Annotated in this window: 11 protein-coding genes and 1 riboswitch; of the genes, 2 read left to right on the forward strand and 9 right to left on the reverse strand. The window is 70.2% G+C overall.

Features of this window, described 5'->3' with window-relative positions; translation table 11 throughout:
* Positions 1-142: 142 nt before the first annotated feature.
* From B9N43_RS11070 to btuB, 8 genes are all read right to left on the reverse strand, one after another.
* On the reverse strand, positions 143-1,033 hold the full coding sequence (locus B9N43_RS11070; RefSeq protein WP_145842258.1) for an alpha/beta fold hydrolase: 891 nt from the start codon (positions 1,031-1,033) through the stop codon (positions 143-145).
* A gap of 206 nt (positions 1,034-1,239) precedes the next feature.
* Positions 1,240-2,346: a methyl-accepting chemotaxis protein gene (locus tag B9N43_RS11075; protein ID WP_145842259.1), complete on the reverse strand. Its 1,107-nt coding sequence runs from the start codon at positions 2,344-2,346 to the stop codon at positions 1,240-1,242.
* A 129-nt stretch (positions 2,347-2,475) separates the two neighbouring features.
* Positions 2,476-3,501, reverse strand: coding sequence for a threonine-phosphate decarboxylase CobD (gene cobD / locus B9N43_RS11080; protein WP_145842260.1), 1,026 nt, complete (start codon positions 3,499-3,501; stop codon positions 2,476-2,478).
* Complete coding sequence (gene cbiB / locus B9N43_RS11085; RefSeq protein WP_145842261.1) at positions 3,494-4,420, reverse strand: adenosylcobinamide-phosphate synthase CbiB; 927 nt, start codon at positions 4,418-4,420, stop codon at positions 3,494-3,496. Before cbiB ends, cobD begins: the two co-directional genes overlap by 8 nt.
* A 76-nt stretch (positions 4,421-4,496) precedes the next feature.
* On the reverse strand, positions 4,497-5,795 hold the full coding sequence (locus tag B9N43_RS11090) for a cobyrinate a,c-diamide synthase (protein ID WP_261379312.1): 1,299 nt from the start codon (positions 5,793-5,795) through the stop codon (positions 4,497-4,499).
* A complete protein-coding gene (cobO, locus tag B9N43_RS11095) occupies positions 5,792-6,394 on the reverse strand; it encodes a cob(I)yrinic acid a,c-diamide adenosyltransferase (RefSeq protein ID WP_145842262.1) in 603 nt (200 codons plus the stop codon). The genes B9N43_RS11090 and cobO overlap by 4 nt, the downstream gene beginning before the upstream one ends.
* Complete coding sequence (locus tag B9N43_RS11100; protein WP_145842263.1) at positions 6,394-6,978, reverse strand: hypothetical protein; 585 nt, start codon at positions 6,976-6,978, stop codon at positions 6,394-6,396. Before B9N43_RS11100 ends, cobO begins: the two co-directional genes overlap by 1 nt.
* 23 nt (positions 6,979-7,001) lie before the next feature.
* Positions 7,002-8,828 (reverse strand): TonB-dependent vitamin B12 receptor, encoded by a 1,827-nt coding sequence (gene btuB / locus B9N43_RS11105; RefSeq protein WP_145842264.1) that lies wholly within the window; start codon positions 8,826-8,828, stop codon positions 7,002-7,004.
* Positions 8,829-8,935: 107 nt separating this feature from the next.
* A riboswitch (cobalamin riboswitch) is annotated at positions 8,936-9,141 on the reverse strand.
* 19 nt (positions 9,142-9,160) lie between these two features.
* On the opposite strand from btuB, the gene B9N43_RS11110 reads away from it, so the two are divergent.
* A complete protein-coding gene (locus B9N43_RS11110) occupies positions 9,161-10,159 on the forward strand; it encodes a septal ring lytic transglycosylase RlpA family protein (protein WP_145842265.1) in 999 nt (332 codons plus the stop codon).
* Positions 10,160-10,199: 40 nt separating this feature from the next.
* On the opposite strand, the gene B9N43_RS11115 is transcribed toward B9N43_RS11110, so the two are convergent.
* A complete protein-coding gene (locus tag B9N43_RS11115; protein WP_145842266.1) occupies positions 10,200-10,388 on the reverse strand; it encodes a P-II family nitrogen regulator in 189 nt (62 codons plus the stop codon).
* Between the two features lie 363 nt (positions 10,389-10,751).
* Here B9N43_RS11115 and B9N43_RS11120 point away from each other — a divergent pair, with 363 nt between their 5' ends.
* Complete coding sequence (locus B9N43_RS11120) at positions 10,752-11,888, forward strand: D-alanyl-D-alanine carboxypeptidase family protein (protein ID WP_145842267.1); 1,137 nt, start codon at positions 10,752-10,754, stop codon at positions 11,886-11,888.
* The last annotated feature ends 75 nt before the right edge of the window (positions 11,889-11,963 follow it).

An 11,963-nucleotide genomic window follows, 5' to 3' on the forward strand; every position in this document is an offset into this window, starting at 1 on the left:
GCGCGTCACGCCCCCGACGCATCCATCGTCGGCATCGGGCCATGCGCCGAATATACCAGGATGCCAACAGGATGTTCGTAGTCCGCAGGTATCTGCACTTCCGACACTCGTGGTCTTTTCCCATGGCCGCGCACTGGTGCACTCAGCCCGCCGCACCCCGGTCGAGCAGGAAATCCTTGATCAGCGTGGCCGCGCATTCGGGGTCTTCCTGCATGAAGCAATGCCCGCCGGCGACCTGGCGGATCTGTATCCGCGCATTCGCAGCGGCGGCCCTGAGCGCCGACTGTTTCACGAAGGGCATGGTGTCGGTTCCGAAGGCGATCAAGGTCGGGATCCGAATCTGCCCGAGGGAGCGCCAGAGGCGGCGTGGCCCCGAACTGAAAATGCGGGCCTCGGTCTCCGGACGGCATTTGAGTTCGACGCCGCCGCCGTCGCTTTCCCGCAGCGCATGATCGACGAAGGCCCTCAACGCCTCATCCCGCCACCCCCGGTACGCACCGCGCCCCCGCAGGGATTGGAACGCCGCGGCGCGGTCCGGCCAATGGCGGCGGCGGCGCAGCGTCGCCCGCGCCAGCGGCACGAATTCGCCGATTCTCAGCAGATTCACCAGCACCATGGACAGCGCCATGCCGCGCGAGAACAACACCGGGTCGAGCAGCACGGCGCGTTGGAACGGCTGTCCCTGCCGCGCGAGCAGCAGCGCCGTGAGGACGCCGCCGAAACTGTGGCCGACCGCGAACATCGGCACCTCGCCGAACGCCTGCCGATGGGCGGTAAACGCTTCCAGCGCCAGCCCGGCGTTGCGATTCCAGCCCAGGAAGCGGACTCCGGAATCGCTGTCGCCATGGCCCTGGACGTCCGACAGCCACAGGTCGAAGTCCTCGGCGAGGCGCCTGAGCATCGGCTCGTAGGTCCGGCCGCAGAAGCCGTTGCCGTGCAGGAAATGGATCACCGGCTTGCCGGTGGGCGGCGTCAGCCAACCGCGCAGGGTCAGATCGAGGTCCGGCAGGGGATGCGACCAGCGACGAAGCATGGGGTACCGACAGGAAAAGTTGGGACGCACGCGCCACGACGAGCCGTGGCGTCCGCAGTTTAACTGGACTTGCGGGAAGACGACTCTCGCTGCATCGCCAGCCTCAGGCCAACGATACGCAATGCCGGCAGGGCCAGTTGCGCGACTTGGGGAGCGGGCCTGTTCCCTCAACACCGCCAGCACCTGCACGCCGGCGCCGGTTCCTCTCAGGCGGCGCGGACCGCGCCGGAAGCCAGGATGTGCTGCATGCCTTCCATCACGGCCAGATTGGCCGCCTCCATCCGGGCCAGCGCATCCAGGGCGGCGGCGAAGTCGTGCGCGCGATAGCGCTCCACCGCCCGCCGCGCATGGTCATGGACCGCCTTGTGGGGCGTCTCCATTTCGCGGTAGCCGGGCAGCCGCGAGAATTCCGCCTTGCCTTCCCCTTCGTAATACCAGCGGCCGAGACGGCACGAGGTTTCGTCCGGCAGGTCGTCCGGGCCGAGGTCGGAAAGTCCGAGCAGCACCTTGTAGACCTCGAGCTTCAGCGTCAGCTCCTCGATGTTGGCGAGTTCGGCGTTGGCCAGGCGCGAGGAGGAGGAAATGGTCTCCTGCATCTGCCGCGAAAGCCCCAGCAGGCGCTGCATGCTGAGCATCGCCTCCTCGCTTTCGGCGCTGTGGCTGGCGGCGTTGCCGGCGCCGATGTCGATGATCGCCTTGGCCTGGCCGGTTTCCTCCTGGATCACGGCGACCAGGCCGCCGATTTCCGTCGTCGCCTTGGCGGTCCGCTCCGCCAGTTTCCTGACCTCGTCCGCCACCACCGCGAAGCCGCGGCCCGATTCGCCGGCCCGGGCCGCCTCGATGGCGGCGTTGAGCGCCAGGAGATTGGTCTGTTCGGCGATCTCCTGGATCAACTGCACGAAGCCGCCGATCTCCCCGGCCCGCAGGGACAGGCTTTCGACACTGCTGCCGGCCGTGCAGATGCGTTCGACCATGGTGCCCAGGCTGGCCGCGATCTTTTCGAACGCGGCCCGGTTGCTGTCCGACTCGGCGGCGGCGGTGACCGCCTTTGCCGAATCCTCGTTCAGTTGGCCCGAGAGGCCGGAAAAGGATTGGCGGATGCTGGACAGCGACTCGCCGAAGCGGGGAATGTTGGCCGCCACTCCTTCCAGCAGCGTCTGCCGGGTGACGAGCTCCTGCTGTCGCGCTTCAAGCTGGACGAGACGCGCCTGAGCGGCGGCCAGCTCCGTTTGCAATGCCGCGTTGCGCGATTGCAGCCGCGAGTTCTCGGCCAAGGCCGCCGTCAGTTCCTGTTTCGCCTTGCGTCCAAACATGCGCTTTTCCCTTTCTCCGCCGCCGATGCATTCCTCATCGAAAAACATCATAACATGATGAATTGACGCATCCCCCCGGCGCCAGACGGGCAATGGACCACATCCACCAAGCGTTGCCGCTACCGCGGGTCAACGCGAAATCCGAAATCGCGCTCGCGAACGCACCGTCGCTTCTTTCGATGCCGCCCCCAGTCCGGCATCGAGTCGCGCCCAGGCGGCTTCGCCAGCGGGCAGACCGAAGCGCAGGCTGGCCGGCTCGGCGAAACGGCGAATGAGGATGCCCCGCATCGCCAATGCCTGCTGGATCACCGACGCCTGCGGCGTCCGCACCCATTGAAACAGGGCCGTCCCGCCGCGGGGCGCCAGTCCGTGGCGAGCCAGCAGCGCGGCCAGGCGCGCACTGGCCGCCGCGAGGCGGATGCGCGCCTGCGCCTGCCAGGCCGTATCCGCCAGCGCATGCCGGGCCAACCAGCGCGATGGCCCGGCCACTGTCCAGGGTCCCAGCGCGGCGTCCAATCGCCGCACGAGTGCATCCTGCGCCAGCACGAAGCCCACTCGCGCCCCCGCCAGGCCGAAGAACTTCCCCAGGCTGCGCAGCACGATCAGTCCCGGCAGCGCGCAATACCGCGCCAGGCTGGCCGCCGGCGTCGCATCCATGAAAGCCTCGTCCACCACCAGCCAGCCCCCCCGCGCGGCCAGCCGCTGCCGCCACTGGAGCAGGCGCGCCACGTCGTAGCGCGTCCCGGTGGGATTGTTGGGATGCACCAGCAACAGCACATCGAGTCCGTCCAGAGAGTCCAGGGAATCGCCCGCCGACCACGGCACCACGGCGTGTCCGGCCCGTCGCCAGGCCTGGGCATGCTCCGCGTAGGCCGGCCGCGCCATCCCCACCCGGCCGGGAGGCCGCAGCGCAGGCAGGGCCTGGATCGCCGCCTGGCTCCCGGCCACGGGCAGAACCGAATCCGCCTCGTAGCAGCGGCAGGCCGCTTCCGCCAGGCCGTCGTCGGGCTCGGGCAGGCGCTGCCAGCATTCGGCGGGCATCGAGGGCACCGGCCAGCCCAGGGGATTGATGCCCGTGGACAGGTCGAGCCAGTCCGACAGCGCAATGCCGTATTGCCGCGCCGCCGCGCGCAGGCGCCCGCCGTGCTCAAGCATGCCAGCCGCGCTGGAACACGAGCGCCCCCATGCCCGACACGAGCAACGCTGCCAGCCACAGCGCCACGCCGTGGCGCACCAGGCCCAGGGCGCGGTCGATGTCGGCGGCCGTGGGCGGCGCCCCCGCGCCGAGCGGCGGCCGCTCGTGCCACGCGCCGCCGTAACGGGCCGGCCCGCCCAGGCGGATGCCCAGCGCGCCGGCGCCGGACGCCATCACCGGCCCGGCGTTGGGGCTGTCCCAGGCGGGCGCCTGGCTGCGCCAGCACGCCAGGGCCTGGCGCGTGCGGCCCGACAGCGCGTAGGTCAGCGCCGTGAGCCGCGCCGGCAGCCAGTTGAGCACGTCGTCCAGCCGCGCCGCCGCCCAGCCGAAATGCAGATAGCGGTCGTTGCGATAGCCCCACATGGCATCGAGGGTGTTCACCAGGCGATAGACGATGACGCCCGGCGCACCGGCGCAGCAGAACCAGAACAAGGCGCCGAAGACTCCGTCGTTGCCGTTCTCCAGCACGGTTTCGCAGGCCGAGGCGGCGATCTCCAGGGTCTCCGCGTCGCGGCTGACGATGCGCGCCACGGCCGCCCGCGCCGCACCCTCATCGCCATGCGCCAGCCCCGCGACGATGGGCCGCACATGGTCGTGGAGGCTGCGCAGGCCGAGGGCGAAATACAGGGCCCAGAGGGAGAAAGCGGCGCCCCACGGGTCAGGCAGGGCCGCAAGCCAGGCGGCGAGCAGTCCCCAGGGCGCCACCGCCAGCAACAGCGCGCACGCGCCGGTCCGGCGGGAAGGGCGGTGGCCACGGCCCTCGATCCATTGCGCCAGCCGGCCGAAGCCCACCAGGGGATGGCGTCGGCGCGGCTCGCCCAATCCGGCGTCCAGCAATACCGCACCGGCGGCCAAGGCCGCCGTCGTCAATAAGTCCACCACCTCAAGGGGCCGGCGGCGAGCCGCCTGCGCCCATGGCCGACGATCTCGGCGTCGCTGTAGCGATGGTCCTGGTTCATGGCAGGAACAGCCCGGCGGCGAGCCGGGGCGCGGAAGGAAAGTAGCAATGCATGTAGGAGGCGGTCAGCCGGCCCAGGCGATAGGCGGCCTCGCCCGGCCGGCCATCCGGATCGACGGCCCGCGCCCAGGGAACCAGCGCGGTTTCCAGGCGCGAGAAATGGAAGGTGTGGCCGCGCAACTCGCCTTCGGGTAGGCGCAGGCTTTGCAGACCCAGGGCGGCGAGGCGCTCGCCCATCACCGCCCGGCCCGGCAGCAGACCCCACAATGACGAACTGCCGCCGGCCGCGTCGGTCAGGGTTTCGCACAGCGCCAGCATGCCGCCGCACTCGGCCAGGATCGGCTTGCCCGCCGCGTGGTGGGCGCGGACCGAGGCGGCCATCGTGCCGTTGGCGGCCAGGGGCGGGTGATGCAGTTCCGGGTAGCCGCCGGGCAACCACAGCGCGTCGCACGCGGGCAAGACGGCGTCGGCCAGGGGCGAGAAATATTGCAGCGTCGCCCCCATGACTTGCAGCAGATCCTCGTTGGCGCGATAGATGAAGGCAAAGGCCGCGTCGCGGGCCACGGCGATGCGCACGCCATCGAGCAGTCGAGGCGGCGCCGCGCCTGGCGCCGGCGCCGCGAAATCGACCGGCGGCGGCAGCCGCTCGGCCGCCGGCCCCAGGGCCTGGGCGGCCCGCTCGAGGCGTAGATCGAGATCGGCGATTTCGGCGGCCTGGAACAGCCCCAGATGGCGCTCCGGCAAGGCCCAGTCCTGCTCGCACGGCAGGGCGCCGAACCAGGCGGGGGCGGGGTCGAGGCTCTCACGCAGCATCTCGGCGTGACGCGAACCACCCACCCGGTTGGCGAGCACACCGTGGACGCGCAGCCCCGGCCGGTAGCGGGCGAGCCCCAGGGCGACGGCGCCGAAAGTCTGGGCCATCGCCGCGCCGTCGATCACCACCAGCACCGGCACGTCGAACAGCAGCGCCAGATCGGCGCTGGACGGCGCACCGTCATAGAGGCCCATCACCCCTTCGATCAAAATCAGGTCGGCCTCGGCGGCGGCCTCGAACAGCAGCCGGCGGCAATGGGCCGCGCCGCCCATGTGGAGGTCGAGCTGATACACCGGCGCGCCGGACGCCCGCTCCAGCACCATGGGATCGAGAAAGTCCGGGCCGGTCTTGAACACCCGCACCCGCCGTCCCAGGGCCCGATGGCGCCGGGCCAGGGCGGCGGTGACGAGGGTCTTGCCCTGGCCCGAGGCCGGCGCGGAAATCAACAGCGCGGGACAGCGACGGGATGCCGAGGCGCTCACTGGTCGATCCCGGGCTGGGCCGCCACGCCGGCGCGGAAGGCGTGCTTCACGTCGGCGATCTCGCTCACCGTGTCGGCCGCCGCCACCAGCGCCGGCGGCGCGCCGCGCCCGGTCACCACCACGTGCTGGGCGGGCGGCCGGGCGGCCAGCGCCGCCAGCACCTCCTCCAGTTCCAGGTAGCCGAACTTGAACAGGTAGGTCATCTCGTCCAGCACCACCAGACCCACGGCCGGGTCGGCCAGGGCGGCGCGCGCCTTCTCCCAGCCGGCGCGGGCGGCGGCGATGTCGCGCTCCCGGCTCTGGGTCTCCCAGGTGAAGCCTTCGCCGCACTCCTCCCAGCGCACCAGGGGGTCCCGCTGCAAATAGGCCTGCTCGCCGGTGGCGCCGCTGCCCTTGATGAACTGGAACACCGCCACCCGCATGCCGTGGCCCAGGGCGCGGGCCACCATGCCGAAGGCGGAGCTGGACTTGCCCTTGCCGTTGCCGGTGAGCACCAGGATCAGTCCTTTGGACACCGTGGCGCGGGCGATGGCGGCATCCACCACGGCCTTCTTCCGCGCCATGCGATCGGCATGGCGCTGGTCGCGTTCCGCACTCATCAACGATCCTCCCGGCGAGCGGCCGCCTGGCGCGGCAGCATGGCCGACAGCGCGGCCCAGGCGGCGACCGCCAGGCCCACGTAGCAGGCCATCGTCCCCAGCATGGGCGGGAAGTAGCGCACCAGGCGCGGCAGGAAGCCGGCCAGCGTGGGATCGGCGTAACGTCCGCCGAAGAAATAGAAACCGCCGCTGGAGCACAGCTCCGCCACCAGGGCGGAAAGGAGCACGGCCAGGACCAGCGCGGCCCAGGGCTCCGAGACGCCCCGGCGTTGACGCGCATACCAGCGTCCGCCGAGCCAGAGTGCGGCGTAGGCCGGCAGCAGCATGGCGTAGGCGGGCGTCACGCAGAAACCGGAGACGCCGCCGAGGACGATCGCCGCCCAGTCGATGGCCGCCGCCAGCGCACAGAGGCCGGCGAAGGCGCGCAGCGAGCCGAGCACGGCGCCGCCAAGGAAGAACACCGCCCAGGAGGCGTCGGGCAGCGTATGGAGGCCGGCCCAGTGGTGGCTGCGGGTCAGCGCCATGAGCAGGGTCAGGGCGAGGATCAGTACCCGAGGATTGCGCAGGGTGGTTGCGTTCATCATGTCATGCTCCTTTCGTTGGAAGATCAGGGTTGGTAACGCAGGGTGAGATACAGCCCGCGGCCGGGCTGGTTGTAGAGGTAGGCGGTTTCATAGCCGCGGTCGAGAAGGTTCTCGATCCTGGCTTGCAGGCGCCAGACGGGGTCGATGCGGTATTCCGCGCGCAGGTCGACGGTGGCGTAGCCGCCCAGGCGCACGGTGTTGGCGAGGTCGTCGTAGCGATGGCCCTCGCCCCGCAGGTCCGCGCCCCAGCGCCAGGCGCCGGCCTCGCGATCGGCGCTGAGCAGGAACGATTGGCGTGCCCGGCGCGGCAATGTCTTGCCATGGTTGGCGCCGGCGCCGAGGTTTTCCGGGTCGAGCAGGCTCAGGGTGCCGCGCAGTTCCCAGTCACGGCCGCGCCACGATGCCGTCGCCTCGCCGCCGCGCAAGCGCGCGGCATCGATGTTGACCGGCGTGAAGCGGCTGTCGAAACCGATCAGCCGGTCGATCCGCGTCTCGAAGGCATTCACCGACCAGCGGCCGGCGGGCAGCGTGCCGGCGAGGCCCAGGCCGAGACTGCGCGCTTCCTCGGGCCGCAGCTGCGGATTGCCGAAACCAGGGTAGTAGAGCTGATTGAAGGTCGGCGCCTTGAAGGCCGTGCCATGGCTGGCAGTGAGGCGCAGGTCCCGCGTCAGGGCATGGCCCCAGGCCAGGGCGCCGGTGGTCTTGGCGCCGAACTGCTCGCTGTCGTCGCGCCGCGCGGAGAGCTGCCAGTCGTGGCCGCCCGCCTCGGCCAGATATTGGGCGAAGACGCCGGCATTGTCGCGGCTGCCGACGGCGTAGCGGGTGGTGCTTTCCAGCCGGTCGCGCTGCCAGTCCACCCCGGCCACCAGTTGCTGGCCCGGAGCCAGGGCGATTTCGTTCTGCCAGTTCACCGTGTCGCGCCGGGTATTGAAGCGGCTCTTGAACAGCGCATCCTTGAAGTTGTCGGCGGCGTCCCGGCTCTGGCCGAGGCGCAGCGTGGCGCGCCAGCCGGCGAGCGGCGCGACGCCCAGGCTGGCGCCCAGCGCCTGCTGCACGGACTGCGCGGCATTGACGCTGCTGCCGTCGTACTTGTTGCGGCTCTCGGCGCGCAGCCAGTTCACCTCGGCTTCGGCGCCGTTGTCGAAGCGCCAGCCGAAGCGCAGGCGGCCCGATTGGTTGCGATAGCCGTCGCGATCCGGCTCCGCCACGAAGCAGCCCGCGCTGCGGCTGCCCTTGCAGGCGTTGAGGCCGGCGGTCTCGAAAGTCGCCGCGCCCAGGCTGTACCAACCGGCGGCGCCGAAGTTGCCGGCCAGGGACGCGGCGCCTTGCCAAGTTCCGTGACTCCCGGCGCCGAGAGAGAGCGCCGGCCGCGCGTCCCGGCCGCCCTTGCGGGTAAAGATCTGGATCACCCCGCCCAGCGCCTCGGAACCGTAGAGGCTGGAGCGGGCGCCGCGCACGATCTCGATCCGCTCGATCATTTCCAGCGGCAGGTCCTGCAAGGCGGCGGTGCCGGTGCTGGCGGAGCCGAGCTTGACGCCGTCCAGCAACACCAGCACATGGTCGGCATTGGCGCCGCGCAGGAACAGGCTGGTCACCTTGCCCTGGCCGCCGGCGTTGGCGATGGCGATGCCGGGCTGAAAGCGCAGCAGATCCTGTACGGAAACCGCCTGGCTGCGCTCGATCTCCGCCCGGTCGATCACGGTGACGGGCAGCAGCTCGGTCTCGGCCGGCCGGGCCGTGCGGGTCGCCGTCACCACCACGGCGCCGGCATCGACAACCGCCGCCGACTCGGCGGCAAGGACAAAAGGGGAACCGAGCAGCAAGGCTGCCGGAAGAAAGCGGGACTTCATGAAAGCTCCTCATCTGCGCACACCCGCGCGCCAGGTTGGCCAAACGGCCTGCAGAGGAGATTCAGAAAGAAGGGCGTGCACCCTTCTCGGTGCATCGCCCTCCGCAACGCCGACATTCGACTCCAGGCCGGTCTCCGGGCTGGCGAGCGGGAGGTTTCCCGGGAACCGGCGCCTTCCCATGCGGATGCACAGTGGCTCTGGCCGATTCCTTGACTCGCTTACCGTTGCGGGGGCAGCGCCGGAATTGCCCTTGCGGGCGCACCGGCTTCCCGTTTCATCCCCGAATGGGGACACCTGAAGCGGGGCGCATCTTAGCAGGTATGATTCGCGCCATGTCAATCGCCTTGTCCCGCCGGCGCGCGACGCGCCTGTTCCCCCTCGTCGTTCCCCTGCTCCTGGCCGCCTGCGGCAGCGTGCCGCCGCGGCCCGCGGCCGAGCAGGGCGAGGCCGCGACGCCCGCGCCCGCGACCACCAGGAAGGCGCCGCCCAAGGCGGCCGCCTACGTCTTGAAAAAGGGCGGCGGTTTCTACAAGGACGACGGCCCCGGCGACAATCCGCCCGAGGACATGGAGGCCATTCCCGACGCCGTGCCGCAATGGGAGCCGTTGCACCGTTTCGCCAACAATCCCTACTCGGTGCTGGGCAAGGACTACGTGCCCATGAAGGACGCCGCGTCCTACAAGGTGCGCGGCATCGCCAGCTGGTACGGCCGCAAGTTCCACGGCCAGAAGACCTCCTCCGGCGAGCCCTACGACATGTATGGCATGACCGCCGCCCACACCACGCTGCCGATCCCCTCCTACGTGCGGGTGAGCAACCCGGCCAACGGCCGCGCCGTGGTGCTGCGGGTGAACGACCGCGGCCCATTCCACGGCGACCGCATCATCGATCTTTCCTACACCGCCGCCTGGAAGCTGGGACTCACCGGCAACGGCAGCGGCCTGGTGGAGGTGGAAAGCCTGCGTCCGGGCGAAACCCCGCTCCCCTTGCCGGGTCTGTCGCCGACCCTGGCGTTGCGCAACCCGCCGCCGCCGGAGGACGATCCCATCGCCCGCCTGGCCAGCGAGCCGGCGCCCGCCGCACCGGCCGTGGCCGAGGCGCGCGGCACCTTCATCCAGTTGGGCGCCTTCGGCAACCCCGACAACGCCGACAGCTTCCGCACCCACATGACCCGCGAACTGGACTGGCTCTCGGACCGTTTCCGCACCGAAGTGGCGGGCAAGCTGCACCGGGTGCAGATCGGCCCCTTCGCCAGCCGCGCCGAAGCCGAGGCCGCGGTCTCGCGCATCGCCAACGCCCTGGGCGTGCGGCCGACGATCATCGTCCGCTGACCTTTCCCATCCGCGCCCGCGCGGCGTGGTGCCGCGCCGCCTACGCTGCGGACGGCGGATTGTGCACGAACGCCGCCCGGACCACGTCGGTCACCCAGACCAGGCCGTCGCCCATGCGCTCGGGCGCGGAAACGCCCTCGGCCTTGCTGACGGTCATGCCGGGAAAGCCCGGCACCTGGCGTAGCGCGTCCAGCTTGCCGGGGCGGATGACGGCCTTGATTTCCCTCATTGTTTCCCACGGATATACAATCAAAGGGCGCGCCTTGTAGCCCAAAGAAAACATCCGCATGGTACCTGAAGGTCGATCTCGGTCATTTTTACAGAGACTGCGATTGTTTCCCCTATCGATACAATTTCAGACGTTGCACGGCCTCGAACGACGAGGCGACCGCCGGCAACGGCACATCTCCAGCCCGGACAGGGGCTGTCTGCGCCAGTTTGGCAAAGAGGGCGGCGAGAAGGATGGGCGGCAGGCGGATCATGAGGGCGAGGGAGGCTGCGCGCAGCGGCAAAAGTTCCGGGGTTTTTCTGCGGCGACGACCGGGGAGCGCGTCTGCGGGGGGGAATCGTAAAGGGTATACTTTTCGCCGCCATGAAACATTCACTGCGACTCCTCGGCCTGGTGTTGACTCTGTTCTCCGGCATCGCCCTGGCCCAAACGATTCCCCCCGCCCCCCCGCTCGCCGCCAACGCCTGGCTGCTGCTCGACCACGCCTCCGGCCAGGAACTGGCGTCGGCGAAGGCCGACGAGCGGATCGAGCCGGCCTCCCTGACCAAGCTGATGACCGCCTACCTGAGCTTCGCCGCCTTGAAGCAGGGCGTGCTCAAGCCCGAACAGACGGTGCCGGTCTCGGAAAACATCAGGCAGGTGCCGGGTTCGCGGATGTTCATCGAGCCGCGCCTGCCGGTCACGGTGGACGAGCTGATCCGCGGCATGATCGTGCAGTCGGGCAACGACGCCTGCGTCGCCCTGGCCGAGGCGATCGCCGGCAGCGAGGCGGCCTTCGCCGAACGCATGAACCGCGAGGCGCGGCGCCTGGGCCTCGCCGGCACCCATTTCGTCAACGCCACGGGCCTGCCCGATCCCCAGCACTACACCACCGCGCGCGACCTGGGCCGGCTGGTGCGGGCGCTGATCCGCGACTTTCCCGAGTACTACTCGATCTATTCCACCAAGCAGTACACCTACAACAAGATCACCCAGCCCAACCGCAACCGCCTGCTCTGGCTCGATCCCACGGTCGACGGGGTCAAGACCGGCCACACCGAGGCGGCCGGCTACTGCCTGATCGCTTCGGCCCAGCGCGGGCCGCGGCGCCTGATCTCGGTGGTGCTGGGCACCGACTCCGACTCGGCGCGCGCCCAGGAATCCCTCAAGCTGCTCAACTTCGGCTTCCAGTATTTCGATGGCGTGCAGCTCTACGCCAAGGACCAGGCCCTCTCCCGGCTCAAGGTCTTCAAGGGCGCGCAGGGCACGGTGAAGGCCGGCTTCGCCAGCGACTTCGTGCTGTCGCTGCCGCGCGGCACCCCGCCCGACCGGATCAAGGTGCAACTGCTGTCGCGCCAGCCGTTGATCGCGCCGATCGCCGCCGGCGCCACCGTCGCCACCTTGCGCGTCTCGGTCGACGGCACGCCCTGGGGCGATTACCCGGTGCAGGCCCTGGAGACGGTGCCGGTCGCCGGCCTGCTCGGCCGCGCCTGGGGCACCGTGAAACTCTGGTTCGAATAGATATGCCCCCCCACCCCCCGGCCCCCGCCCCAGGGCGGGGGAGCTTGCAAGCTCGCTGCGCTCGAAGTCACGGGG

The organism is Denitratisoma sp. DHT3, assembly GCF_007833355.1.
GTDB lineage: Bacteria > Pseudomonadota > Gammaproteobacteria > Burkholderiales > Rhodocyclaceae > Denitratisoma.